Source organism: Mucilaginibacter sp. P5_A6 (assembly GCF_056400585.1).
In genome coordinates this window covers 17125-43567 of record NZ_JBFUKZ010000017.1, presented here as the reverse complement: position 1 = coordinate 43567, position 26443 = coordinate 17125, and the positions used below count along the sequence as shown (strand labels likewise).

Sequence of the window (26443 nt, the reverse complement as noted above, 5' to 3'; positions counted from 1 at the left end):
TCAAAGATGGCTTTCAGCTTTAGGCCTTCGGCTTTCAGCATTTTCAAAGGTATTGTAATTTTAAAGATTTGACAAAAATTCCATCGTATCAATCCCATCGGCATAATCCCATAACGCGGGTTGCTGGCTTTGCCCAAATTCAACTACCTGGCTGTTTACCTTTATAGGGGCAGTGGTAACAATACATTGTATGTTTTCGGCCTGCTGATCTAATGTTTGTTGTGCCAGTGCCAGGTTGTCATAATAACTAAAATACAGCACTGCCAGCGGCGAAGCTATCCTGTCATCTTCCTTAAGCAATAAAAAGCCATTATCCAGGTGCTTATTGCTGTTAACAAGATAAATAGATTTGTTGTAATCGTAATTGTTGTTGTATTTATGGTGATGGATGATGGCCTTATGATCTTCTATCGACTCAAAAAAGAAATTGAAATTATAATCCCGGGGCACCAATAGCTTGCTTACATTGCGGCAACCCAAACCATAATAATCAAAAATATCATGACCAAGGTTAAATAATTGCTCTGCCGTTTCATTTCCGGTAATTAATGCAATACTGTTCCTGTTTTTGCGGATGATGTTGGGCACCTTGCCAAAGTAATAATCAAAGTACCGCGAGCTGTTGTTGCTGCCGGTGGCAATAATGGCATCAAAATCGGCCAGCCTTTCCACAAAACTAAATTGATTGGCAAAACTATCGTCAATATCAACTAATTTTTGCAAAATAACTTTTATCAGGCGGGCATCCTGTGATGACGCTTTGATGAGGGCGTGGTTGCCGGATGCCAGCACGCAGAGCACGTCATGAAAACCCACCAATGGGATATTGCCTGCCAAAATAAGCCCAACTTTTTTGCCAGGAGCTTCATTGTTGGAAGGATATTTAGATAACCAGGTTTCCAAATCGGCTTCATTCAGCATTTTGCCGATGGACGTTACGGCTTGCAAAACACTTTCGGGCGTGAACCAGGCGTTATGGAAACGCTCGTTTTCAATAATAGCCATTAGTTGTGCGTTGGGCTCAATTAACTGCTTTCCTAAGCCTGAAAATGAATTTATAGAATTTTTTATGTTAGATTTTGACATATTTATGGTAAGGATTTAAACCCTTAAAGCCTTTTTTTGTTATATTTGTGCGCTTGTAAATTACGGGCAAAGTTAATTGAGATTATTATATATTTAGAAATATGGCGATTAAAATCACCGATGAATGCATAAACTGCGGAGCTTGCGAGCCGGAGTGCCCCAATAACGCTATTTATGATGCAGGTGCGGCGTGGCGTTTTAGCGATGGTACCGGCCTTAAAGGAGTTATTGATTTTGGCGATGGTAACACTTTAAATGCTGAGGAAACCCAGGCTGCCTTGTCAGACGAGATATATTATATAGTACCCGATAAATGTACCGAGTGTGTAGGTTTTCATGATGAGCCGCAATGCGCCGCTGTATGCCCGGTTGATTGCTGTGTTGATGATGAAGACATCCGCGAAAGCAAGGAAGAGCTGTTAGCCAAAAAAGATTGGCTGCACATGAACGAATAATATATTTTTATAAAAGTATTTAAGGGGAACAGCTTGCTGGTTCCCTTTTTTTATGCTTCATTTAATATTTTTAATATATTAGCTCAATAGTACTCATTTTAGTTACAGCCCCCTGACTAAAATTAACCAATTATCATATTGTAATTATCTTAGCGATTATAACGTATTGCTAATTTTACTTTTATCTAAACTATGGAATACGGTATTTGTAACCTCGCTGTTATACCGCTTCGCGCCGAACCTGACGACAGGAGCGAGCAGGTATCGCAGGTTTTGTTTGGCGAGGCATTTGAAATTACAGAGTGGACGGAACGATGGGTTAAAATCATCACATCTACAGACGGCTATGTTGGCTGGATAGGCCGGTTGCAGTTTGCCATGCTGGGCCATATTGCTTATAAAGGCTTAAAAAATATGCAGCCACCTTTAACTTACAGGGCCGTAACACAAGCCTGGAAAATTGTTGATAATTCTGTTATTTACCTGCCGGCTGGTAGCTCGCTTGCTTTTTTAGAAGGTACAACCTGCAAAATTGGAGGCGATAAATTTGAGATCATTGGCGAAATAGGAGAGAGAGAAGATATTGCAACTACGGCAAAGTCTTTTTTAAATGCACCCTATTTATGGGGTGGCCGTACCCATTTCGGCATCGATTGTTCCGGCTATACGCAAGTGGTATTTAAGCTGAATAAAATAAAGATCAGGCGGGATGCCAGTCAGCAGGCAGAGGAAGGTATTAAAGTTAACAGCCTGAAAGAGGCGAGCCTGGGCGATCTGGCCTTTTTTAATAACCCCGAGGGAAAAATTACCCACGTTGGCATACTGCTTGGCAGCGAGCATATTATTCATGCATCAGGCAAGGTTAAAATTGATGAGATTGATAATGATGGGATTTATTCGGTTGGGTTAAAAAGGCACACCCACAAATTGCATAGCATTAAAAGATTTTTTTAGCAAAACCCGGCAGCATTATATTGTTATATTCCAGATCATAATATTTTTATCATCACTTACCGATATAAGCTGATCGCCGTTCCATGCCAGTTTATTTACCGAAAGGGGATGACTTGCATAGCCTTTTTCGCGGCTGATGATCTTGTAAAGTTTAAAATCATCCGATCCCCATATTTTGATGCTTTTATCCATGCTGGCCGTAGCAAAATAGGGTTGGGTAGGGTGGTAGAGGATATGATTTACCGCGAATAAATGTGCAGGAATGTTTTTTATAAGCTGATAGGTTGCAGTATCCCAGATTTTCACCTGCGCATCGCGGCCTCCCGAAACAAGATGGATTCCATCAACACTATAAGTTAAAGAAAAAACCGACATGGTGTGTCCATGCAGTGCTTTTATCAGTGTATAATCCTCCAGGTCGTAAATCTTAACCTGGTTATCGCGACAACCAAATCCTACCTGTTTTTCGTCGGGCGAAATGGCTATGCAGCGCACTGTATCGGCAGATACTTGGAAGCTGTGTACTATTTCTAATGTATCCAGGTTCCAAACAGATACTGTGCCATCTTCTGAGGCTATTAGCAGTTCTTTTTTATGGCTAACGGACTTGATATCAAAAATTGGTTTAAGGTGCTGCCTAAGCGATTTAATCACCTTTTGTTCGATAAAATCAAATACCAAAACCTCGCCGCTACGTAAACCTGCAAACAGTAAGGGATATCCGGCCGGACAATGAATGGCATAAATAGAAGCCTGAACCGGGAACATCACCTTAATGAATGAATTGCTCTTCAAACTCCATTCTACCAGCCCTTTATCGTTCCCGCCGGTAAACAGTATGCCTGGTTTTTGTGATAACTCAAGTGCGAAAATTGGGTTACCATGCCCGGTTAGTTCAGCTTTTTTTTCTGCAATCATGTTTTAGTATCAAGTAGTGAGTATCATGTATCAAGACTGATTTATGGGTGATACCTGGTTTTTGACAAAAGTAGGGTTTTTGAGATGATCCTTTAATTACAGTCTATCACTTAAAAGTAAACTATTTAACCGCCTCATCGTAAGCAGCTCTGGCAATACGGGCTATTACCAATTCGCGGGTTTTAAGATCAACAGGGGAGTTGGTAACTAATATGGTTATGGCCAGGTGCTTACCATTTGGCAAAGTAATAATGCCTGTATCGTTAGTAGCCGCGGTAATTCCTTGTTCATTAGTACCCGATCGCCCGGTTTTATGGTAAACAACTGTGCCTACAGGTAATAATCCTTTGATCTGGTTAGGTCCGGTAGATGTTTCCTGCATGATCTTCCAGAGGTAGGCATGGCTTTTAGCCGAAAGGAAATTTGATTTAAATGCCATTTGTAACAAACGGGTAAGCTCCGTAGCTTCCACCCAATTGGTAAACTGCACATCCCAGGCTTGCGCCATCTCGTATTCGGATGCTTTTATCGAGAATTTTTTAATGCCAAGCTGGTGCATGTAAGTATTAACCTTATCAGTTCCGCCTAAAATTTTAAGCAGTTTATCGCAGGCTACATTATCACTTAATGATACCATATAGCTTAATAGTTCCCTAATGGATATATCTACATTTGCGCCCGGATATTTATCCTGCAGGGGGCTATAGGTTTTAAACAGGTCACTTTTATCAAGATGGATCAGCTGATCTAAAGCGATTTTTTTCTTATCAATCTCGTGCAAAACGGTAATAGCAATAGGGAACTTCATTACACTTTGCATCGGCTGGCGCACGTTTCCGTTACAAGTTAAGGTATCATGTGTTTCCAGGTTCAATATCGAAACGCCAACAGTGCCTTTAGTATCCTTTGCAACTTCAGCTATCTTATTTCTTAATGAGCCTGGCTGTGCATTAACCTTAGCAATGAAAAAGAAACAAAAAAGTAAAACATAAAAACAAGCAGACCTAAACATGAGTTCCCCTAATGACTAATGACTAATGACTAATGACTAATGACTAATGACTAATGACTAATGACTAATGACTAATGACTATTTATGCCTGTTCTCCAGGTTTTTAGCAATCGTCTGCAGCGTTAACCCTTTTTCCCGAAGTAATACCAACAGGTGAAAAACAAGATCGGAAGACTCGTTTATTAAATCAGTTTCGGTTTCGGCTAAAGCGGCTATAACAGTTTCAACACCTTCTTCACCAACCTTTTGCGCTATTTTGTTGAGACCTTTATTGCGGAGTTTATTAACGTATGATCCTTCTACCGGGTTTTCGTATCTATCGGCAATAATGCTTTCCAGCTCCAGTATAAAGTTTTGATTGTATTCAGTTTGGAAACAACTGCGCGAGCCGGTATGGCAGGTTGGTCCATCGGCTTTAACCTTAATGAGCAGGGTATCGTTATCGCAATCAATGCTGATGTTTTTTACATGCAGAAAGTTGCTGCTGGTTTCGCCTTTGGTCCACAGGCGGTTTTTCGAGCGCGAAAAAAAGGTAACTATATTTTCCCTAACGGTTTTATCATAAGCCTCCTGGTTCATATAACCCAGCATCAGCACCTCTAAAGTTTGCTCATCCTGTATAATAACCGGCACTAATCCGTCTGTTTTGCTAAAATCTATATTCATATCTGTTGTTCTGGCTCGTGTTTCCGGTTGCCAGGTTCGTGTTTATTACTCAAATTCTCCTTTTGAGAGCAGGGGCCGTGTTAGCCAGGTTGGAGTGCTCTTATCCCCACAGGCAGCCTTACCTCCGCAACTCACATCGCGTACCCCGCAACCCGACCCCGCAACCACCTATATCCTCACTTCTATATTATTACTCTTCAACACCGCCTTCAAATCCGGTATTAATATCTCGCCATAGTGAAATACCGAAGCTGCTAAGGCTGCATCAACATTTGTTTTTTCAAATACATCAACAAAATGTTGTACCGATCCGGCGCCACCTGAAGCAATTACCGGGATGTGCACTGCATCGTTCACTATCTTTAATAATTTATTGTCAAAGCCTGCTTTAGTGCCATCGTGATCCATAGACGTAAGCAATATCTCACCTGCGCCACGATTTTCGGCTTCCAAGATCCACTCCAATGTTTCGCGTTCAGTAGGTAAACGTCCTCCGTTCAGGTGAACTATGTTTTTATCTCCAATACTGCGCGTATCCACTGCTATTACTACAAACTGAACACCAAATGCTTTGGCCAGTTCATCGATAAGGGCAGGGTTACGTACCGCAGCCGAGTTGATGGATATTTTATCGGCGCCGGCGTTTAACAATGCGTCGGCATCGGCAATTTCGTTGATGCCACCGCCTATTGTAAATGGTATGTTAATTTGCCTGGCAACAGCTTTTACCAGCTCAACCATGGTTTTACGGCGTTCAACTGTAGCTGTAATATCCAGGAAAACCAGTTCGTCGGCTCCCTGGCGCGAGTAGTTCCAGGCCAGTTCAACCGGATCGCCTGCATCGCGCAGGTCAACAAAGTTAACACCTTTTACTGTACGACCATCTTTAACGTCAAGGCAAGGGATAATTCGTTTACTTAGCCCCCCCCGCCCCCTAAAGGGGGTGCTGATTTGCGTGGTTATTTGTTCCAATACTTTATTTAAATTGTTGAATACTTCATTATTTGTGAAGCGTAATACTTTGAGTCCCTGACGTTCAAGAAATACTTGTTTTTCAAGATCATTTAATTTAATCTCCGGAAGATTATGAATACTTCCATCTAATTCGATTACCAGTTTGTGCCGATGACAATAAAAATCTGCTATATAACTCCCGAGCGGATGCTGTCTCCTGAACTTTACGTTAGGGATACTAATATTCAACTGACTCCATAGAAAATTTTCAGCAGGAGTCATGTTATACCTCAAAGCCTTTGCATTTGCAAATATTTCTGCATTAGCCCCAAGAAATAACTTTTTTTTCATAATTGAAAGTTACACACGCAAATCAGCACCCCCTTTAGGGGGCGGGGGGGGGTTATATGGATATTAGTGACTCCAAATTCCAGTTCTTTACATCTTCAATAGTGATATGTCCCTCATAAATGGCTTTACCTACTACAACTGATTCTACTTTTAAGCGATTTAGTTTTTCGACATCATTCATAGAACTTACACCGCCCGAGGCGATCAGTTTAATGAACGGTGAATGGTCAAGCAGTTTTTCGTATAGGTCGATACCTGCACCACCAAGTTTGCCATCTTTGTTGATGTCGGTACATAAAAAACGGAAAAAGCCCAGGGCAAGGCATTTATCAACGTAATCCTTCAGCTTAATTGGCGAGCTTTCCATCCAGCCGGAGTATTTAATTACTTCATCCAGTACGTCGATGGCGATAACTACCTGGTCAGAACACTTATCCCGGCCACAGATGGATTTACCCAGTTCGGGTAAAAAATCCGGATTAGTAAGTGCCTGGGTACCAACAATAATACGGTGGATGCCGGCATCTATCAATTCTTTTACTTTATCGATACTGCGGATTCCTCCGCCATACTGCACTTTCATGTCGGTTTTACGGATCACATCAAACAGGTATTGCTGATTGCTGAAATCGTTTTTGGCGCCATTCAAATCAATGATATGGATGAAGTTGGTGCCGTTGCTCTGGTAGCGCTCAATCATTTCCTCGAGCGTTACGTCATATTCTGTTACCTGTTGGTAATCACCCTCACGTAGTCGTACTACTTTTTTATTCAGAATATCAATAGCAGGAATTATATACATGTCTTTTATAATTTTGAAAAGTTTGTTAATAATGTTTCACCATACACGCCCGATTTTTCGGGATGAAATTGTACGCCATAAAAATTATCCCGCCAAATTGATGCCGAAAATTCATTATTATAATTGGCCGACAATAACGTGTAAGTTTCATCATACTCAATAAAGTATGAATGTACAAAGTAAAAATGTGAACCTGACGGTATATTTTTAAATAATGGGTTTTCTTTTTCGGGGAATACCTGGTTCCAGCCGGTATGCGGAACTTTATATAAGTTACTATCCTTAAACCTTAAAGTTTTAATTGGAAAAACATCCAACAGTTTTGAATCTCCCTCTTCGGAATGAGAAGTGAGCAACTGCATGCCCACACAAATTCCAAGCGTCGGCTTTTTTAACGCCTTAATAGTTGGAACCAGGCCCGTTGATTCCAGCTTTTTCATAGCCGCACCGGCATGCCCAACACCCGGAATAATATACCGATCATATAGCGCAAAATCCCCCTCGCTATTGATCATTCCATAAGGAATGCCCAACCGCTCCAACGCTGCTGTGAGAGAGAAAATATTTCCGGCTCCGTATCTTATTATACCTATGCCCCCCCCGCCCCCTGAAGGGGGAGCGTTTGATTGGGCAGGTTCAACTACCTCCGTATTATTTTGCGTTATTTCATCCATGCTTTTTCAACTCTTGTTCCCCCTTCAGGGGGTTAGGGGGCTTTATAAAAGTCCCTTAGTGCTTGGTAAAACCATCTTATTTACATCACGCTTTACCGCCATTTTTATTGCCTTGGCAAAGGCTTTAAATATAGCTTCAATTTTGTGATGTTCGTTTTGTCCTTCGGCTTTTATATTTAAATTACATTTTGCCGCATCGCTAAACGATTTAAAGAAATGATAAAACATTTCGGTCGGCATTTCGCCTATCTTTTCTCTTTTAAATTCTGCATCCCAAACTATCCAGTTGCGGCCGCCAAAATCAATGGCTGCCTGTGCCAGGCAATCATCCATCGGCAGGCAAAAACCATAGCGTTCGATACCCATTTTATTACCCAAAGCTGTAGCAAAAATCTCGCCTAAAGCAATCCCGGTATCTTCAATGGTATGGTGTTCGTCGATATGCAGGTCGCCGTTGGCAATAATTTCAAGGTCAATACTGCCGTGACGGGCAATCTGGTCGAGCATGTGATCAAAGAAATGCAAACCGGTAGAAACCTTAGCTTCGCCTGTACCATCCAGGTTTATTTTAATGTAAATGTCGGTTTCTTTTGTACTGCGACGGTGCTCTATTACCCGTTCGCCCAGTTTTAAAAACTCGTAGATCTTTTGCCAGTCGGTAGTTTCAAGTGCAATGATATCACCTATATGGTCTTCTTCAGTAAACTCTCCGCCACCTAATCCCGAGTGGTTATTTAGCCAGATGGCTTTTGCACCCAGGTTTTTGGCCAGCAGCACATCATTTTTCCTGTCGCCTATGGTAAATGATCCTTTCAAATCATATTTTTCAGTGTCAAGGTATTGTGTAAGCAAGCCGGTTTTAGGCTTCCGTGTGGGAGCATTATCTGCAGGGAAGGTACGATCGATGCAGATGTTTGAAAACTTTACACCCTCGCCTTCAAATGTTTTAAGGATAAGGTTATGCACCGGCCAAAAAGTATCTTCAGGATAAACGGCGGTGCCTAAACCATCCTGGTTGGTTACCATTACCAGCTCAAAATCAAGCTCTTTTGCTATTTTGGGCAAGTAAGTTAACGCGCCGGGATAAAAAGTAAGCTTTTCGAAGGAATCGATCTGCTCATCCGGTGTTTCGTTAATCATGGTGCCGTCACGGTCTACAAATAATATTTTCTGCAGTTTGCTCATTTAAAATTCTGTAAGGTGTTAAGTAATATAGTATTCTCATCGGGCGTACCCACAGTAATGCGTAAGCTACCCTCGCACAATTCAATTTTTGAACGGTTACGTACAATGATGCCTTTACCCACTAAAAATTTATAAATACCGTTGGCATCAGTAGTCTTCACCAAAATAAAGTTGGCATCTGAAGGGTAAATATCTAACACAAAATCAAAGTCTTTTAAAGCAAGTACCAACCTGTCGCGCTGTGCAAGGGTTTCCTTTATCCAGGCGTTCACCTGTGCTACATTACCCAAAGCCTCTAAAGCCAGTTGTTGTGATGACTCATTGACGTTATAAGGCGGCTTAACTTTGTTCATTACCTCGATGATCTCCTCGCTGGCAAATGCCATGCCTACGCGCAAGCCGGCCAGTCCCCATGCCTTGGAGAGGGTTTGCATCACTACAAGGTTAGCATACTCGGTAAGTTCCTGTATAAAAGTTTTTTGGCGACTGAAATTGATATAAGCTTCATCAACCACAACAATACCATTAAAGTTGGCCAGCAGAGTTTCCACATCCTCCCGGTTGATGGAATTGCCTGTTGGGTTATTTGGAGAACAAATGAATATCAGCTTGGTATGCTCATCAATGGCTTCGGCAATGCCTTCTAAATTAAGCTGGTATTCGGGTGTAAGGTTAACTTTTCGAGCCTCAATATCGTTGATGTTGGCCGATACCTCGTACATGCCATAAGTAGGGGGCACAAGGATTACATTGTCGACACCCGGGTTACAGAAGCTGCGGAAAAGGATATCAATAGCCTCATCGCTACCGTTGCCTATAAATATGTTGCGCGGCGGTACGCCTTTAATTTCGCTCAGGCGCATTTTCACCTTGTACTGCAATGGATCCGGATACCGGTTAAATTGTTGATCCAACGGCGAACCATAAGCATTTTCGTTTGCATCCAAAAAAACACTTGCCTCTCCCTGGTATTCGTCCCGTGCGGAGGAATAGGGGACAAGGCGTTTAATGTTTTCGCGTAGTATATTATTGATATTGTACATTACTTTTTTAATCTTTCTCGATAAACGAATTTTTTCTGACCCTTCATTGCTTCGTGCCAGACAATTACGATTGTTATTTAAACATTACTCCTGATTGAAATCGCGTTTCTATGCGCATGTAACCCCTCCATTTCGGCCAAAATTTCAACGGTGGGGCCAATGTTGCTGATCCCTTCCCTGGTAATATGCTGGAAAGTGATCTTTTTAACAAACGAATCTACAGATACACCTGAGTAAGCCCTTGCATAGCTGCTGGTAGGCAGTGTATGGTTGGTTCCTGATGCATAATCGCCCGCACTTTCCGGGGTTAAATTACCCAGGAAAACCGAACCGGCATTGATAATGCTCCCGGTGATCTGCTCCCAGCTATGGGTAGCCAAAATTAAATGCTCGGGCGCATACCGGTTACTAAAGTCCATTGCTTCGGCAAGGCTGGATGTAATTACGATGTACGAATTATCCAGTGCTAACCCCGCAATTTCGGCACGCGGTAAAATCGGTAATTGTTTCTCTATTTCTGCCAATACTGCCTCGGCAATAGCAGTTGATGTACAAACTAAAACAGATTGGCTATCAATACCATGCTCTGCCTGTGCCAGCAGATCGGCAGCTATATAGGCCGGGATGGCGGTGCTATCAGCAATAACCAAAACCTCCGACGGGCCGGCCGGCATATCAATAGCGGTTGTGGTTGTTGATTGAATGATGGTTTTGGCCTTAGTTACAAACTGGTTACCCGGACCGAAGATTTTATCAACTTTACTTATACTTTGGGTACCATGCGCCATTGCCGCAATAGCCTGCGAACCACCGGCCAGGTAGATCTTATCTATGCCCAATAATAAAGCTACATAAGCTATAAATGCATTTACCTTACCGCTTTTTTGTGGTGGCGAGCAAACCACAATTTCGTGGCAGCCAGCAATACGGGCCGGAATGCCCAACATTAAAAAAGTACTCGGCAAAACGGCCGAGCCACCTGGAATATACAGGCCAACCTTTTCAATCGGCCTTAACTCGCGCCAGCAGGTTACCCCGGGCATGGTTTCTACCTTGTCCTCGGTTTTTAACTGCGTTTGGTGAAATTTGTAGATGTTACTATAAGCAGTTTCAAGGGCAGCCTTTTGTTGGGCGGTTATGGCTGTTGCAAGTTCTTCCAGCTCGGCCTTATCCAGGTAAAGCTTGCTGAGTTCAACTTTGTCAAACTTTTGGGCATAGTCAATTAAGGCCCTATCGCCATGTTGCTGAACGTTGGCTATCACTTCCTCAACAACAGCGCGGATCTCATTAGCCGGGTCAACATTACGCTGAACCAGTTGCCGGATGTCGCTTGCAGTAAGTTCTGAATAATTGTATGTCTTCATAAGCCCCCTCTAAATCTCCCCTGGTAGGGGAGACTTTTTGATTTTTCTTAATTAACCAGTATAATTTAAAGCCCTTCCGCTCACCAGCGGAGAGTGCTGGGTGGGGCCGCCGCCCTACAATATTATCTTCTCAATCGGCATTACTAAAATGCCTTGTGCGCCGGCTTGCTTTAGCTGGCTAATCCTATCCCAGAAATCGCGCTCCGGGATAACGGTGTGTACAGCAACCCAGTCAGCTTCGGCCAATGGTATTACCGATGGGCTTTTTACTCCGGGCAATAAAGCAATCACCGTATCAAGATTATCTTTATGAACGTTAAGTACCACATACTTAGTCTCTTTTGCACGCAAAACAGATTGGATACGTTGGATAAGTTCAAGCACCAGGTCATGGTTTTCGGTGGTCTTGCTGCCTATCAATACTGCCTCTGACGACATTACATCAGCAAACGGCTTTAAACCATTGCTTTTTAAGGTACCGCCGGTAGAAACAAGATCGCAAATGGCATCGCTTAAACCCAGGCCGGGAGAGATTTCCACAGAGCCGGATATCGTACGAATGTCCGATTGTATCCCTTGCTCTTTCAAAAACTTTCCTAATATAACAGGATAAGTAGTTGCAATAGCTTTGCCGTTCAAATCGGCAAGCGATTTAATGCTGTTATCGTTTGGCACTGCTATTTTAAGGGAGCATTTACCAAAACCCAAACGCTGCAGGTAGCTTACTTCAACTTCGGTTTCCCGTATCACGTTTTCGCCTACAATACCCAGGTCGGCAATGCCATCCTGTACGTATTCGGGAATATCATCATCACGAAGAAAAAGGATCTCTAAAGGGAAGTTTGATACCGGTGAGATAAGCGAGCTTTTGTAATTTTCGAAGTTTAAGCCGCAATTTTTCAATAATTCAACGGATTTTTCGTTGAGGCGGCCAGATTTCTGGATCGCTATTTTAAGTGTTTTCACAAAATGAATTTAAGGAACTATAATAAAAAAGAGTATAAACGGAGTTTGTTATTTCGCGTAGAAACATACATTTAGCTGATCACCACATGGTGGTGATGCAGATGGAGATGATGTAAAGCGATACCGTTCATTTTTTTATAGTATACTATGGGTAAGTCGCCGCAAATATAGACAGATGTTTTTTAAATCAAAATTTAATGTGAATTTGTCCGAATCAGAGGTCAGAATTTTAGGATTAACAGAATCTTGTCTTAGCCGGGATCACTAAACGAATTTAAGGAATTAACCGAATTTTAAGATTGTGTTCATTCTTTAATTTTGCAAATTCTGATTCAGACTACTACTTTCATCATACTCATAAATACCGCCTTCTTCTCCAAAATCCTTTATCAGCCTAAGGTGTTTCGCCTTTTCTATATCCTTTATATTGATAAGCTCGGGGTTTTCGAGCGCTTTAAACCAGATGAGATAGAAATGCCTGATCTGGTAAAATTTGGCCACATCCTTCTTGAAAAACCTGTGTGGGACAAGATATGATGACATGCCCGAGAAGAAATAAACAGCCTCATGTGCATCTGTATAAATGGTAACTTTAGGGTCGAACCGGCTTTTATCAATCGTTTTAAGATAGGCCGCGAATGGCGATTCCATCCAACTGTTATCGGTGTATCCGGGGTTACCATATTGGTCGGCTACCTGGTCATCATACCGGCCTTTATCAATAAAAAACTCCTTGGTAACAAAGCCCAGCATCAGCGATATCATTAAACCTGCTACTATTTTGCGGGTAGTGGTGTTTGCTATTTTTTTAAGCAGCAGTAGTCCCCAGCTGGTATAGCCCCACAGCGCTGGTATATATATAGGCGCCAGCAGGCGGTGGTTAATGCGCTCGTACCGCGAAAAAGTTGATGATATCACGATGAACAACCCATAAACCAAAGCGAAGGTAATAGCCAGGTTTTCGTAACCATCAAGGTGGCGGCGGTAATAGTTATAAGCCAACGCAGCAATAAAACCAATAAATATAATTGTGGCCAATGGTACCGACAGCCAATACTGGTTTGGTGTAAGCCCCATCCAATCGCAAACTACATTACCAAAATAATACAGGTTTTTACCAAACGACGTAATAGATGGTTCGCGCGGGCCGGTAGTAGTGCCCGACATGAAAGCGTTAAATAGCAAATTGCTTACCAGCAGAGAAATGCAAACAAAGCCATATATAAAAATGTGGATTATCTTCTTTTTAAGCGGTAAAAACCTGTCGAGCAGCAAAAGTAATCCACCGGTACCCACAATAGTAACCGCCGCATAGCGGGTAACGCAGCCTATTGCGGCTATCAGCGCTGCAATTACTAATGTTTTAATGGTATGCTTTAAAAGATATTCCCTAAACGCGACAATGAAAAACAGGGTCTCTAAGATAAACAGCGTCTCTGACCATAAATAGGAGTAAACCTGCAGCAACGCCGGGCTCAATATAATAGCTACTAACATTAACCATTTATATATACGCGATGCCGGAACAAACCTGTGCATGATCCATCCGCTGGTGTATATCAGGGTGGCAAACATTAACCCGTTCAATATCGCCCCAAAAGCAACCGGATCAATACGGGTAATAAACATGATGCTCCCTAAAAATACGGGATAAAAAACCGGGAAATCAACAATAGGAATGTGATTAAATGTTTGCAGGGTGCCATTTGTATTTAAACTGCGCGCAGCACTGGTATACATGATAGAATCCGGCGAAATACCGATGCCGCTGTACTTGCAAAACAATTGGATAGCAAAAAAGCCAATTACTGCGGCGATAAAGGTGTCGTAGTTTTTTAAATAGCGGCTTAACTGCATGTAGCGATTTTTACTGTTAGATAGTGGTAAAAGTTGTAAAGGGGCAAAATGTTTTAAAAATAGTTAAAAAGCCCTTACCTAAGATCTCCCCCGGCAGAGGAAACTTTTGAATAAAAAAGTTTTGAAGCCCTACCTTCCGGGGAGGGTTTGGGTGGGGCTGTTGTTTTTACGCTATCAAATCCAATACCGTACTTATCGGCTGATCGCTATCTATCAGTATCCCTTTTACACCTGCAGAAGTGCCCGCCTCAACATCGCGCTCACGGTCGCCTATGAAATAGGATAGGGCAGGGTCGATGTTGTATTTTTTAATGCCTTGTAATAGTAAACCGGGTTTGGGTTTGCGGCAATCGCAATCGCCGGTAAAATTGGGGTGGTGTGGGCAGTAAAAAAAGTCGGTTATTTCTACACCGTGTTCCTTATATACTTCTTTTAAGTGATTATGCATTTTTGCAAGTTCATCCTCTGTATACCATCCTTTAGCCAGGCCACCCTGGTTTGTAGCTACTAATAGTAAGTACCCCCTGTCCTGCAAAGCTTTGAGTGCCTCAAAGTTATCCAGTACATGAAAATCTTCGAAACGGCGAACATAATCGCCCATTTCCTGGTTTAGTACTCCATCACGATCTAAAAAAACGGCTTTATTTTTTGCGGACATTTGTTGAAATTTTTTGGCGAAGTTAATAGTTTTTTAGAGAGTCCATAGCCAATGGTCGATAGTCCATAGCTATAGGCCCCGCTTTTAAACGTTTAATACCATGGTCTATGGACTATCGACCATTGACTAATGAGATAAATGTCTACTCTCCACATAGATTTACCAAACAAAATTTTATTCTGTTATAAATAAATATACCGCTTGTATAAATGATTCCGGCTTGGTTGATGCAACTTTATATTGATTCTAAATAGTAAAACATTATATTTCATTTAGTAAATCATAATATTTGCTTGTTTATGTTGAGAATTTGTTAAATAAATATGATTTAAATAATTGATTTTTTAGAAATCTTTAAAAATTTCCATAAATTTTATAATTTATTTATATATCAGTAACTTCGTAGTTACACCATTTTATAAAACGGTTTAATTTACAATGAATCAAACTGAGAGCAACCAGGGCCTTTATAGGCCAGAATTTGAACACGACTCCTGCGGAACTGGATTTATAACCAATATTAACGGTCATAAAAGTAACCAGATTATTGACGACGCGCTTACCATGCTCGAAAACATGGAACACCGCGGCGCTTGCGGATGCGACCCCGAAACCGGCGATGGTGCCGGTATCCTGATACAATTGCCACATGAGTTCCTGATGGAAGAATGCTCAAACCTGGAGATCAGCCTGCCCGAACCGGGTGAGTATGGTGTTGGGATGATATTTTTTCCTAAGGATTCGGCACAAAAGAAAGCTTGCCGTATAGTTATTACCAATGCTATTGAAAAGTTAGGACTTGTAAAATTGGGTTACCGCAAATTAACTGTTGACTCGATGGCTGTTGGCGTAACTGCCCGCCAGGCCGAGCCCGACGTTGAGCAGATTTTTATAGCCCGTCCGCATCATATTACCAATGCGGATGATTTTGAGCGCAAACTTTTCATATTAAGAAGGTATATCAATAAAACTATCACCGAAACCATAGCAGGTGCGGCCGAGCATTTTTATTTTACCTCGTTATCCTGTAAAACCATTGTTTACAAAGGGCAGGTAACAACCTACCAACTGCGTAAATATTATGCTGATCTTACAGATCCGCGTATGGCTTCAGGCTTTGCCATGATCCACTCGCGGTTCTCAACAAATACTTTTCCATCATGGAAATTGGCTCAGCCTTTCCGCCTGATTGCCCATAATGGTGAGATTAATACCCTCACAGGTAATTTAAACTGGTTTTATGCAGGTTTAAAATCATATGCTTCGTCGTACTTCACTGCCGAAGAAATGGAAATGCTGTTGCCGGTGATTGATAATAATCAATCGGACTCTGCTTGCCTGGATAACATTATTGAAATTCTGTTGCACTCTGGTCGCTCGTTACCCCATGTAATGATGATGCTGGTACCAGAAGCATGGGACGGCAACGTACATATGGATCCGGTAAAAAAGGCATTTTACGAGTATCATGCAACTTTAATGGAGCCATGGGATGGCCCGGCCGCTATCACTTTTACCGATGGTAAATTGGTAGGCGCCTTGTTAGACAGGAATGGTCTTCGCCCTTTACGTTATGTGATCACCAACGATGGCCGCGTTATAGCTGCATCAGAAGCTGGTACCTTAACTATCGATGAAAGCACCGTTTTACGTAAAGGCCGTTTACAACCCGGTAAAATGCTGCTAATAGATACCGAAAAAGGCAGGATCATTACTGATGATGAAATAAAGAAACAGATCACTTCCAGGCAGCCTTATGGCCGTTGGTTAGAGAATTATAAAATAAACCTGAGCGAGCTTACCGAACCACGTTTGGCATTCGCCCAGCTTTCAGAAGCATCTGTATTCCGTTACCAGCAGGTATTTGGTTATAGCCGCGAGGATATCGATACCATTATAAAGCCTATGGCTGTTGATGGTAAAGAGCCTGTAGGCTCAATGGGTACCGATGTGCCTTTGGCTATCTTATCTGACAAGCCGCAACATTTATCAAGCTACTTTAAGCAATTCTTTGCCCAGGTTACCAACCCGCCTATCGATCCTATCCGTGAGCGTTTGGTAATGAGCCTGGCTACCTTTATTGGTAACAACGGCAATTTGCTTGATGAAGATAAAATGCATTGCCATTGCGTGGTTTTAAAACACCCGATATTAAAAAATCACCAGTTAGAAAAACTGCGCAGTATTGATACAGGTCTTTTCCACGCTAAAACACTGCAAACTTATTTTGTGGCCGACGGCATGCCTGGTTCATTAGAAAAAGGAATTGCAAGGCTTTGTCGCTACGCCGAAGATGCCGTTGATGATGGATTTGAGGTATTGATCCTGTCGGATCGTGCTGTTGATTCCGAACATGCTCCAATTCCTACTTTGCTGGCGGTATCTGCCGTACATCACCACCTTATCAAAAAAGGCCGTCGTGGTGCGGTGGGATTAGTGGTTGAAACAGGAGATGCATGGGAAGTACATCACTTTGCCTGTTTGCTGGCTTTCGGTGCAACAGCAATCAACCCATACCTGGCTTTGGCTACAATCGAAACTGTTAAAAACAACGGCAGTTTAGAAACCAGTCTTGATATTAAAACATTACAAAAAAACTATGTAAAATCTGTAAATGATGGTTTGCTGAAGATCTTCTCCAAAATGGGGATCTCTACACTGCAATCATACCATGGTTCACAGGTATTTGAAATATTAGGTTTAAACAAAAGTGTTGTTGATCGCTATTTCTGCGGAGCCGTTACCCGTATAGGTGGTTTAGGTTTGGATGAAATTGCCCGCGAAGCGCTTTGTAAACACCGCATTGGTTTTAATGCTAAAACTGCTGATAACTTATTACCAGAAGGTGGTATTTACCAATGGAAACGCAGGGGAGAGGCTCACTTATTTAACCCAACTACTGTACATTTATTACAACATGCTACCCGCAGTAATGATTACTCGGTATATAAAAACTATGCTAAGGTAATTAACGAGCAAACAGAAAAGCATTTCACAATACGTGGTTTGCTTGATTTTGCCCATCACCGTGAAGCTATCTCTATTGATGAGGTTGAACCTGCCGGAAACATCATGAAGCGCTTTGCAACAGGCGCCATGTCATTCGGTTCTATATCTCACGAGGCACACAGCACCATGGCTATTGCTATGAACCGCATAGGTGGTAAAAGCAATACCGGCGAAGGCGGTGAGGATGAAATGCGTTACGAAAAAATGGCCAGCGGCGACTCAATGCGTTCGGCTATTAAGCAAGTGGCATCGGCCCGTTTTGGGGTAACTTCAAATTACCTTACCAATGCCGATGAGCTGCAGATTAAAATGGCGCAAGGTGCAAAACCAGGTGAAGGCGGACAGCTGCCGGGTCATAAAGTTGATGACTGGATTGCTAAAACACGCCATTCCACACCAGGAGTTGGTTTGATTTCGCCGCCGCCACACCACGATATTTACTCTATTGAGGATTTGGCCCAACTGATATTCGATCTTAAGAATGCAAACCGTGCCGCACGTATTAATGTGAAGCTGGTTTCAAAAGCCGGTGTTGGTACTATAGCTGCCGGTGTTGCCAAAGCACATGCCGATGTGATCCTGATTGCAGGGTACGATGGTGGTACAGGTGCATCGCCAATAAGCTCTGTAAAACATGCAGGCTTACCGTGGGAGCTTGGTTTAACCGAGGCTCACCAAACACTGGTACGTAACAAACTGCGTAGCCGTGTAGTGTTACAAACAGATGGCCAGTTAAAAACAGGCCGCGATTTGGCTATAGCCTGTTTAATGGGTGCCGAAGAGTGGGGTGTTGCTACTGCTGCGCTTGTAGCAGGTGGCTGTATCATGATGCGCAAGTGTCACTTAAATACCTGCCCTGTAGGTGTTGCTACACAGGATCCAGAATTGAGGAAACTATTCAGCGGCAAACCCGAGCATGTGGTTAACTTGTTCCGTTTTATGGCCGAGGAACTTCGGGAGATTATGGCTGAACTTGGTTTCCGTACTATTAATGAGATGGTTGGCCGTGTTCAGTTCCTGAAAGTGAAAGATCACCTGGATAGCTGGAAAGCTAAAAAGATAGATCTGAGCGGCATATTGCATCCGGTAACCAATACCAAGGGAATGACACTGTATAACAGTGAGCAGCAGGATCATGGTATGAGCGAAATACTTGACTGGCAATTGTTAGAGACTGCAAAAATCGCGCTTGAAGATAAAACGCCTGTATTTGCATCATTCGATGTAATCAACGTTAACCGTACTGTCGGCACGCTTTTATCAAACGAGATCTCTAAAAAATATGGCTCGGCAGGATTGCCCGACAATACCATCAACTATAAATTCAAAGGTTCGGCCGGACAAAGCTTTGGCGCGTTTGCAACCAAAGGGATTTCCTTTGAGCTTGAAGGCGAAGCCAATGACTATGTAGGTAAAGGTTTATGCGGAGCACAGCTGGCTATTTATCCGGCAGCAAACGCAACGTTTGTTCCAGAGGATAATATCATCATCGGTAACGTTGCACTTTACGGTGCTACGTCAGGTGAAGTATTTGTAGGTGGTATGGCAGGCGAGCGTTTCGCAGTGCGTAACTCCGGCGCAACAACAGTTGTTGAAGGTATTGGCGATCATGGCTGCGAATATATGACCGCTGGCCGCGCACTTATCCTTGGTAAAACCGGGCGCAATTTTGCAGCAGGTATGAGTGGTGGTTTAGCGTGGGTATTCAACCCCGATAACAGCTTCGCCGAAAACTGCAATACCGAGATGGTGGATCTTGATCCTTTATCATTACAGGATGAAGAGCAGATACTGGCTTTATTGCGCAAGCATATCAGCTTAACAGGCAGCAAGCTTGCCCAGCAGATATTAGACAACTGGAATGAGGCTTCAACCCAATTTGTGAAGGTGTATCCAAAAGAGTATAAAAAAGTATTAGAGAAACTACAATATCAAACAATAGGCTAAATTTCAATGGGAAAACCAACAGGATTTCAGGAGTTTAACAGGGAATTACCAACCAAGGTTTCCGCTACTGAACGCGTAAAAAACTATAATGAGTTTGTTAATTTGTATACCGACGAGAAGCTAAATCAGCAATCGGCCAGGTGTATGAATTGCGGGATCCCTTTTTGCCATTCGGGATGTCCGCTGGGTAATATTATTCCAGAGTTTAACGATGCCGTGTATCGTAAAAACTGGGAAGAGGCTTACCATATTTTATCATCAACTAATAATTTTCCTGAATTTACAGGACGTATATGCCCTGCACCTTGCGAATCGGCCTGTGTTTTAGGTATTAACAAACCGGCTGTAGCAATTGAGGAAATTGAGAAGCATATCATCGAGATAGCTTACCAGAAAAACCTGGTTAAGCCAACCGCACCCTTAGTTAAATCTGGTAAAAAAGTAGCCGTTATTGGCTCTGGTCCGGCCGGATTGGCAGCAGCTGCCCAATTGGTGAAAGCCGGTCATGCAGTAACCGTTTATGAGCGTGATGATAAACCAGGTGGTTTATTACGCTACGGTATTCCAGACTTTAAACTGGAGAAAAATGTTGTAGAACGCCGTATCGAGGTAATGGAAAAAGACGGTATTGTGTTTAAACTGAACAGCGAAGTGGGTGTAAATGTAGCAGCCGACGAACTGTTACGCAATAACGATGCTGTGGTATTGGCTGGCGGTTCAACTGTACCACGTAACCTCCCGATCCCCGGCAGGGAATTAAAAGGAATCCATTTTGCTATGGACTTTTTGAAACAGCAAAACAAACGCGTAAGCAATATTAGTGTAGATGCCGATGATATTTTGGCTACCGGTAAAGATGTAGTAGTAATTGGTGGTGGTGATACCGGCAGCGACTGTGTGGGTACTTCAAACCGCCAGGGTGCAAAATCTATCAAACAATTTGAGGTAATGTACCAACCACCGGCGCAACGTACACAACACATGCCATGGCCAACATATCCAATGATCCTGAAGACTACCAGCTCGCATGAGGAAGGTGCAGAACGCTTTTGGGGCGTTAATACCCTGGAATTCCTGGGCGACGAAAAAGGTAACCTTAGGGCATTAAAAGTTGTTGATGTATCCTGGGAGCAGGATGTTATGGGCCGGCCTTTAAAATTTAATACAGTGGAGGGTTCTGAGCGAGAAATTCCTTGTCAGCGTGTATTTCTGGCCATGGGTTTCCTTTATCCTCAGCCTACCGGTTTATTGGCACAATTAGGCGTTGAACTCGACGAACGTAAGAACGTTAAAGCTAAAGAGGGCGTTTACCGTACCAACGTAAGCAAGGTATTTGCCGCCGGCGATATGCGCCGTGGACAATCGCTGGTTGTTTGGGCCATTTCAGAGGGTCGTGAAACTGCCCGCAAAGTAGATGAATTTTTAATGGGCCACTCTTTACTGGAAAGCAAGGATGCCGTTAACCAGTTTGACCAGGTGTTTTAAAAGATCGCCTATCTGCTGAAGATATAACCACTTTGTAATACCTTTTTTGGTATAGCAAAGTGGTTTTTTTATTTAGCAAATCGAGCTTCGGAAAGTTTTTGCCTCTGTGTTTTCGGATCTGCTCTGTTGTTGCTGTGGCAGGAATTACTAATAATTACGTTATCTGGTAAACCAGACAGTAGTTTTTTTGTTAAATCTGAACAATAGTATAATCCAATTATAAATGAAGCAAATAACAGGTCTTATATTAGCGGCGGTTACCCTGGTTTTGGTACAATCGTGCCAAAGTAACAAACGGGCGAATAATTATAATAATAAGGTACTTGTTGATAATAGCGGTTTATTATTCCTTAAAAATAGTAGAGAAGCAAGTAATGCGACTGTGAAGGCATCGGGATTGGCTATTTCTAACTCAAAAAATCAGCGGGTAATCCAATTTGCTAAAGCCATGATAGATGATCATACGCTGCTTGCCGATGATCTTAGAAAATTAGAGACTGACAATTTTGTAGCTGCTATGGATACGATATATCCCGCCCATTTGCAAATGATAGCCGGGCTGGAAAAAAAGAAGGCTGCAGATTTTGATAAAGCTTATTTAGAAATAATTATAAGCCAGCATGAGCAACAAATAAACCTGTTTAAAGCTTCCACGCAGGATAAAAGTTCAAATGTATCCGCATTTGCACAGAAAACTATACTGTCATTACAAGCTCATCTCGATTCGGCTAAAATGATTAGTGCAACCTTAAAATAGTTTTAATTGCTGTTGTATCGGCGGTTTAGCTTTACCCATCACCGTTCTGCCTCCATATTTCCAGGAATCTTCACGTTCTTTGGCTATTACCTCGTCGAAATTTGTATTAGGTGTAAAGTCTTTTTCAGCATTTACTGCAATTTTATGTAATCGTTTAATAGCCTCGTTTTGCTCAGACAAGCCCAATTTTGCTTTGTAAACCGCGTTTTGCAAGGTGCTGATGGTTTCATCATAAACTTTAATAGGTACCGGGAAAGGATGGCCATCTTTACCGCCATGCGCAAAAGAAAATCTTGCCGGATCTTTAAACCGCGATGGTGTGCCGTGAATCACCTCGCTCACCAGCGCCAATGATTGCAAAGTGCGTGGCCCAAGGCCTTGCAATAACAGCAGATCCTCAAAGTCGGCGGGCTGTTTTTCATGCGCAAGCCAAAGTACCGCGCCAAGGCGTTTAAGGTCCACATCTTTAGCCTTTACATCATGGTGATTGGGCATAACCAGTCTGCCAATCTCCCTGATCATCATCTCCGGGTTCTCACCTGCAATCTGCATCACGCCATTTCTGGCAGAATCAGCAAGCTTATCGGTCATATTCAGTATTAGTCCGGTATTTTTTCCGTAGATAGAAGTATGCGGATCATCCACAAAAGAGGTGAGGTGTTCCGAATGCCAGTGGTAGCGTCGGGCGGTACTGCTGGCATCACTCATGCCTTGTTGTACTACAGCCCATTTACCGGTATCGCTCAAAATAAAATTATGGGTATATAGCTGGAAGCCATCCTGTATGGCTGTATTATCAACCTTGGCGCTCAGTTTGCTGCATTTAACCAGGTAGTTACCGTCAAGCCCTGTAGATTCGCTGATCTTTAACAGTTCTGCCGGAGTTTGTTTGGAGTGCTTGCCCTTGCCGCCGCAAATGTAAATACCCAATTCTCGGCTATGTGGATTAATGGCCCGCTTCAACGCACCCATTACAGAGGTGGTTATTCCGGAGGAATGCCAGTCCATCCCCATAACAGCGCCCAGGCTTTGGAACCAGAACGGATCGCTCAAACGGCGCAACACTTCGTCTTTACCGTAATCAATCACAATAGTTTCGATTACGGCAAGGCCTAACTTTGCCATACGTTCGGCAAGCCATGTGGGTACATAGCCGTAGTGTAAAGGTAAGTCAGCAGTGCCAGATCGCTTCATGCTAACAAAATTAGTAAAAATTACGCGATTTTAAGATTTTGACGATTAAGTCAAAAAATAGTGTGAGTTTGGCCAACAGAATAGAAACACGTTTACAAATCTTCAAATAAAATCATTAATCATCAGCATCCGCTTCTCCCGCATACATATCATCAATATCTGCCGCGTATTTCTTTTCGATCACTTTGCGCTTCGCTTTCATGGTAGGCGTAATTTCGCCTTCTTCCATACTGAAAGGGTTGCGCTTTACTTTGAATGATTTTACGCGTTCAAATTTGGCAAGTTCGTTGCTTAGCTTACGAATATCCTGGCCAATCCAGTCAATGATCTCTTTATCCTCAATAAACACTTCTGATCGTTCGAAAAACTCGTTTTTCAGATTAAAGGCTTCCTGCAGGGTTTCTTTGCCTGGCACTATAATAGCTGCAATGTACTCGCGCTTATCGCCCACTAAAAATACCTGTTCAATTTTGGGGCTTTTAAGGTAGGTGTTTTCAACCGGGGTAGGATAGATGTTTTTGCCATAGGCGTTCACCAGCATATTTTTAAGGCGGTCGGTAATTTGCAGGTTGCCCCGAAAAAAGCGGCCGATATCGCCGGTATGGAACCAGCCATCAGCATCAATCACGGTAGCTGTTTCCCCCGGTTTATGCCAGTAGCCTTTCATTACACAGTGGCCGCGTACAATGATCTCGCCTTCTTCGGTAACCAGGTCTTCCCTGAAATTATCGTGGGTTTGTATGGTATAGATCTTTTTGGTATCCACGTTTTGAATGGCAACTTCAATACCCGGGATAATACGGCCAACGGTACCATAAATTACCCTATGCCGTTCGGTAACGGCCATAACCGGAGAGGTTTCTGTTAGCCCAAAGCCTTCCAGTATCACAATACCCAGATCGCCAAAAAACTCACCGATATTTTTAGGCAGTGCACCTCCGCCCGATACCATGAATTGTAATTTACCACCGGTTTTTTCTTTTATTTTGCTGAATACCAGTTTTTCTGCTATCGCGTGCTGTGTTTTTAAAATGGGCCCGGGTTTTTTACCTGCTTCCAGCACCAAGCGTACCTTTTTACCAATCTCAAACGCCCATAAAAATATTTTGGTTTTAAGGCCTCCTGCTGATGTTCCGCTTTTGATGGCTTTATCATGTATGCGTTCGAGCAGGCGTGGTACGCAGCATAATATGGTAGGTTTAACCTCTGCCATATTTTTGGCCAACAACTCTAAACTTTGGGCAAAGGCAATTTGTGAACCTTTTAAAATGGCGATATGATAAATGGTACGCTCAAACACATGCGATAAAGGCAGGAACGAGAGGAAGCGGTCGTTCTTTGATACAAATGGAATCTGGATAACACTGTTTAAAGCATTCTGGGTGAGGTTATAATGAGTAAGCATTACCCCTTTAGGGATCCCTGTGGTGCCAGACGTATAAATAAGGCAGGATAGATCTGTAGGTAAAATAGCTTCACGGGCAGCGCTAATGGCTTCGCGATATTGCCTTACCAATACCAACCCCTCGCTGATCACCTGGTCGAACCCGATAATACCCGCATTAAGGTTTAGCTTACTGCTGTATTTTTCAAAATCGTCAAATGCAGGAATAATGCGGATAAGTGAAGCGCAGTTGTTAGCTATTTTAAGCACCTTACGGAAAAGGAAGGGATTGCCGGCAATAATGGTTTTAGCGCCGGAATCATTCAGGATATATTCAATTTCGTTTTCGGTAAGGGTTGGATATATAGAGGCATTAACCGCACCTATCTGCTGCAGTGCCTGGTCATAATAAACGTAGTTTGGGCCGTTTTCGATGATGAGGGAAAGCCGGTCGCCTTTTTGAATACCCAGGCTAAGTAACCACGCAGATATAGCATCTATCTTTTCTAAAGCCTCGCCGTAACTGATCTCTACCCAGGTATCGTTCACTTTATGGATCATAAACGTTTGGCTTTCCGGGTGAATATGGGCTACTGTATTGCGGATAAATGATGGAACAGTTGATAGATCGCTTACCTGGCTCATTAAGTATGAATGATTTATATAAGCATCAAACTTATGTTTTTTAAGCTAAATACTAAAATGAAATAATGCTTTACTTAGTCTCCGGCATCGGTGCTGCCAGGTATTCTTCCAGCATTGCAACAAACAGCTCCGGCACTTTACTATCGGGATTTGGCGACATCGCTTCACCCATATAACTGCCATGGTTATCAGGGAATATTGACAACCGGCCATGACGTAACAAGCGGTACATTTCTACTGCATGTTCCGGGCGCACCACGTCCTGGTCGCCAACAACTACCAGCGTTGGGGCCTGTATCGATCTGATGTCTCCGTCTTTCCAATCCACAAAAGTTTGCATCCTTCCGGCATCATTATCGTGCATGCTTTGCAACCCGGCCCGGGTATTACCAGGGATACTTAAATATGCATCCTGGTATAATTTGGGCATCTGTTCCAGTTTTGCATGCTGCATCCCTTCCCAAAACCAGGAGTACATACCTTCGCGTTTATAAAATGCCGATGCCAGGATAAGTTTGCGCACACATTCGGGATGTCTTAAGGCTATTTTCATGGCTGTATTACCTCCGTTGCTGAAGCCCAGGATATCTGCTCCGGTAATGTTCAGTTGTTTAAGCAGTTCGGCTACATCATCCGCGTCCTGCTCAAAACTTGTAGGGACGTCCCTGTCGCTTGTATGCCCGTGAGCCTGAAGTTCTACGGCTATAACTTTATGAGTTTTGGCAAGCATAGGCATTATCTTCCCAAAAGAAGTTTGTATGGTTGACCCGCCACCATGAATTAATACCAATGGCTGACCACTACCATGGATCTCGTAATACATTTTTATGCCGTTTACATTGGCATAGTGGCCCATTTCCTGGCCCTGGGTTTTATTGGCTGTTGTCATAGTTATCAGGATAAAAACGGTAATTTTTATAAAATGGTTAAACAAGTTTTGCATGAATCAAATATACTATTGGTCATTAAAATTACAGATGGCTCTTTGCGACAATTGCAGATCAGTTTCCGACAGTTTTATAAACCTTTCCAGGGTGTTTATAAAACCCATTGGTAACAATTCATTTACAAAACAAA

Annotated in this window: 20 protein-coding genes and 2 pseudogenes; 5 read left to right on the top strand and 17 right to left on the bottom strand. The window is 42.7% G+C overall.

Features of this window, described 5'->3' with window-relative positions; all coding sequences use genetic code 11:
* Positions 1-60: 60 nt before the first annotated feature.
* Positions 61-1086 carry an acyl-CoA reductase gene (locus tag AC1DO4_RS17605; RefSeq protein WP_477418139.1) on the bottom strand — a complete coding sequence of 342 codons (1026 nt, stop codon included), beginning with the start codon at positions 1084-1086 and terminating at the stop codon, positions 61-63.
* A 101-nt stretch (positions 1087-1187) separates the two neighbouring features.
* On the opposite strand from AC1DO4_RS17605, the gene AC1DO4_RS17600 reads away from it, so the two are divergent.
* Both AC1DO4_RS17600 and AC1DO4_RS17595 read left to right on the top strand, forming a co-directional pair.
* Positions 1188-1541 (top strand): 4Fe-4S dicluster domain-containing protein, encoded by a 354-nt coding sequence (locus tag AC1DO4_RS17600; RefSeq protein ID WP_295716369.1) that lies wholly within the window; start codon positions 1188-1190, stop codon positions 1539-1541.
* A 192-nt stretch (positions 1542-1733) separates the two neighbouring features.
* Positions 1734-2495 (top strand): C40 family peptidase, encoded by a 762-nt coding sequence (locus tag AC1DO4_RS17595; RefSeq protein ID WP_477418136.1) that lies wholly within the window; start codon positions 1734-1736, stop codon positions 2493-2495.
* 15 nt (positions 2496-2510) lie between these two features.
* Here the strand turns inward: AC1DO4_RS17595 and AC1DO4_RS17590 are convergent, their stop codons facing one another.
* From AC1DO4_RS17590 to AC1DO4_RS17530, 13 genes and pseudogenes are all read right to left on the bottom strand, one after another.
* Complete coding sequence (locus AC1DO4_RS17590; RefSeq protein WP_477418134.1) at positions 2511-3413, bottom strand: WD40 repeat domain-containing protein; 903 nt, start codon at positions 3411-3413, stop codon at positions 2511-2513.
* Positions 3414-3534: 121 nt separating this feature from the next.
* Positions 3535-4425 carry a class A beta-lactamase, subclass A2 gene (gene bla, locus AC1DO4_RS17585; protein WP_477418132.1) on the bottom strand — a complete coding sequence of 297 codons (891 nt, stop codon included), beginning with the start codon at positions 4423-4425 and terminating at the stop codon, positions 3535-3537.
* 78 nt (positions 4426-4503) lie between these two features.
* Positions 4504-5094, bottom strand: a pseudogene (gene hisIE / locus AC1DO4_RS17580) (bifunctional phosphoribosyl-AMP cyclohydrolase/phosphoribosyl-ATP diphosphatase HisIE); the annotation flags it as partial.
* Positions 5095-5259: 165 nt separating this feature from the next.
* A complete protein-coding gene (gene hisF / locus AC1DO4_RS17575; protein WP_477418313.1) occupies positions 5260-6042 on the bottom strand; it encodes an imidazole glycerol phosphate synthase subunit HisF in 783 nt (260 codons plus the stop codon).
* A gap of 9 nt (positions 6043-6051) precedes the next feature.
* Positions 6052-6396: pseudogene (locus AC1DO4_RS17570) on the bottom strand (endonuclease domain-containing protein); the annotation flags it as partial.
* Positions 6397-6448: 52 nt separating this feature from the next.
* Entirely contained in the window at positions 6449-7198 is a 750-nt protein-coding gene (locus AC1DO4_RS17565; protein WP_477418130.1) for a 1-(5-phosphoribosyl)-5-[(5-phosphoribosylamino)methylideneamino]imidazole-4-carboxamide isomerase, read from the bottom strand.
* Positions 7199-7203: 5 nt separating this feature from the next.
* Entirely contained in the window at positions 7204-7872 is a 669-nt protein-coding gene (hisH, locus tag AC1DO4_RS17560) for an imidazole glycerol phosphate synthase subunit HisH (RefSeq protein WP_477418128.1), read from the bottom strand.
* A gap of 42 nt (positions 7873-7914) precedes the next feature.
* Positions 7915-9057, bottom strand: a complete 1143-nt coding sequence (hisB, locus tag AC1DO4_RS17555; RefSeq protein ID WP_477418126.1) for a bifunctional histidinol-phosphatase/imidazoleglycerol-phosphate dehydratase HisB — start codon at positions 9055-9057, stop codon at positions 7915-7917.
* On the bottom strand, positions 9054-10100 hold the full coding sequence (hisC, locus tag AC1DO4_RS17550) for a histidinol-phosphate transaminase (protein WP_477418124.1): 1047 nt from the start codon (positions 10098-10100) through the stop codon (positions 9054-9056). Before hisC ends, hisB begins: the two co-directional genes overlap by 4 nt.
* Positions 10101-10177: 77 nt before the next feature.
* On the bottom strand, positions 10178-11464 hold the full coding sequence (gene hisD, locus AC1DO4_RS17545) for a histidinol dehydrogenase (RefSeq protein WP_477418122.1): 1287 nt from the start codon (positions 11462-11464) through the stop codon (positions 10178-10180).
* Between the two features lie 114 nt (positions 11465-11578).
* Positions 11579-12430 (bottom strand): ATP phosphoribosyltransferase, encoded by an 852-nt coding sequence (hisG, locus tag AC1DO4_RS17540; protein ID WP_477406079.1) that lies wholly within the window; start codon positions 12428-12430, stop codon positions 11579-11581.
* A 312-nt stretch (positions 12431-12742) separates the two neighbouring features.
* Entirely contained in the window at positions 12743-14287 is a 1545-nt protein-coding gene (locus AC1DO4_RS17535) for a hypothetical protein (protein WP_477418120.1), read from the bottom strand.
* A 166-nt stretch (positions 14288-14453) separates the two neighbouring features.
* Positions 14454-14945: a D-glycero-alpha-D-manno-heptose-1,7-bisphosphate 7-phosphatase gene (locus AC1DO4_RS17530; RefSeq protein WP_477418118.1), complete on the bottom strand. Its 492-nt coding sequence runs from the start codon at positions 14943-14945 to the stop codon at positions 14454-14456.
* 438 nt (positions 14946-15383) lie between these two features.
* Between AC1DO4_RS17530 and gltB the strand changes: the two genes are divergently transcribed.
* The 3 genes from gltB (at position 15384) to AC1DO4_RS17515 (ending at position 22143) form a co-directional block, all read left to right on the top strand.
* Positions 15384-19901: a glutamate synthase large subunit gene (gene gltB / locus AC1DO4_RS17525; protein ID WP_477418116.1), complete on the top strand. Its 4518-nt coding sequence runs from the start codon at positions 15384-15386 to the stop codon at positions 19899-19901.
* A 6-nt stretch (positions 19902-19907) separates the two neighbouring features.
* Entirely contained in the window at positions 19908-21386 is a 1479-nt protein-coding gene (locus tag AC1DO4_RS17520; RefSeq protein WP_477418114.1) for a glutamate synthase subunit beta, read from the top strand.
* Positions 21387-21609: 223 nt separating this feature from the next.
* On the top strand, positions 21610-22143 hold the full coding sequence (locus tag AC1DO4_RS17515; protein ID WP_477418112.1) for a DUF4142 domain-containing protein: 534 nt from the start codon (positions 21610-21612) through the stop codon (positions 22141-22143).
* Here the strand turns inward: AC1DO4_RS17515 and AC1DO4_RS17510 are convergent.
* From AC1DO4_RS17510 to AC1DO4_RS17500, 3 genes are all read right to left on the bottom strand, one after another.
* Positions 22135-23337, bottom strand: coding sequence for a DUF763 domain-containing protein (locus AC1DO4_RS17510; RefSeq protein ID WP_477418110.1), 1203 nt, complete (start codon positions 23335-23337; stop codon positions 22135-22137). The two genes, AC1DO4_RS17515 and AC1DO4_RS17510, sit on opposite strands and share 9 nt — an antisense overlap.
* A gap of 115 nt (positions 23338-23452) precedes the next feature.
* Entirely contained in the window at positions 23453-25366 is a 1914-nt protein-coding gene (locus AC1DO4_RS17505) for an AMP-dependent synthetase/ligase (RefSeq protein ID WP_477418108.1), read from the bottom strand.
* A 70-nt stretch (positions 25367-25436) separates the two neighbouring features.
* Positions 25437-26309 carry an alpha/beta fold hydrolase gene (locus AC1DO4_RS17500; protein ID WP_477418106.1) on the bottom strand — a complete coding sequence of 291 codons (873 nt, stop codon included), beginning with the start codon at positions 26307-26309 and terminating at the stop codon, positions 25437-25439.
* Positions 26310-26443: the final 134 nt, after the last annotated feature.

Coding starts and splice junctions, on each gene's coding strand:
- AC1DO4_RS17605 (WP_477418139.1), bottom strand. CDS start 1,086: ATGTCAAAATCTAACATAAAAAATTCTATAAATTCATTTTCAGGCTTA.
- AC1DO4_RS17600 (WP_295716369.1), top strand. CDS start 1,188: ATGGCGATTAAAATCACCGATGAATGCATAAACTGCGGAGCTTGCGAG.
- AC1DO4_RS17595 (WP_477418136.1), top strand. CDS start 1,734: ATGGAATACGGTATTTGTAACCTCGCTGTTATACCGCTTCGCGCCGAA.
- AC1DO4_RS17590 (WP_477418134.1), bottom strand. CDS start 3,413: ATGATTGCAGAAAAAAAAGCTGAACTAACCGGGCATGGTAACCCAATT.
- bla (WP_477418132.1), bottom strand. CDS start 4,425: ATGTTTAGGTCTGCTTGTTTTTATGTTTTACTTTTTTGTTTCTTTTTC.
- AC1DO4_RS17565 (WP_477418130.1), bottom strand. CDS start 7,198: ATGTATATAATTCCTGCTATTGATATTCTGAATAAAAAAGTAGTACGA.
- hisH (WP_477418128.1), bottom strand. CDS start 7,872: ATGGATGAAATAACGCAAAATAATACGGAGGTAGTTGAACCTGCCCAA.
- hisB (WP_477418126.1), bottom strand. CDS start 9,057: ATGAGCAAACTGCAGAAAATATTATTTGTAGACCGTGACGGCACCATG.
- hisC (WP_477418124.1), bottom strand. CDS start 10,100: ATGTACAATATCAATAATATACTACGCGAAAACATTAAACGCCTTGTC.
- hisD (WP_477418122.1), bottom strand. CDS start 11,464: ATGAAGACATACAATTATTCAGAACTTACTGCAAGCGACATCCGGCAA.
- AC1DO4_RS17535 (WP_477418120.1), bottom strand. CDS start 14,287: ATGCAGTTAAGCCGCTATTTAAAAAACTACGACACCTTTATCGCCGCA.
- AC1DO4_RS17530 (WP_477418118.1), bottom strand. CDS start 14,945: ATGTCCGCAAAAAATAAAGCCGTTTTTTTAGATCGTGATGGAGTACTA.
- gltB (WP_477418116.1), top strand. CDS start 15,384: ATGAATCAAACTGAGAGCAACCAGGGCCTTTATAGGCCAGAATTTGAA.
- AC1DO4_RS17520 (WP_477418114.1), top strand. CDS start 19,908: ATGGGAAAACCAACAGGATTTCAGGAGTTTAACAGGGAATTACCAACC.
- AC1DO4_RS17515 (WP_477418112.1), top strand. CDS start 21,610: ATGAAGCAAATAACAGGTCTTATATTAGCGGCGGTTACCCTGGTTTTG.
- AC1DO4_RS17510 (WP_477418110.1), bottom strand. CDS start 23,337: ATGAAGCGATCTGGCACTGCTGACTTACCTTTACACTACGGCTATGTA.
- AC1DO4_RS17505 (WP_477418108.1), bottom strand. CDS start 25,366: ATGAGCCAGGTAAGCGATCTATCAACTGTTCCATCATTTATCCGCAAT.
- AC1DO4_RS17500 (WP_477418106.1), bottom strand. CDS start 26,309: ATGCAAAACTTGTTTAACCATTTTATAAAAATTACCGTTTTTATCCTG.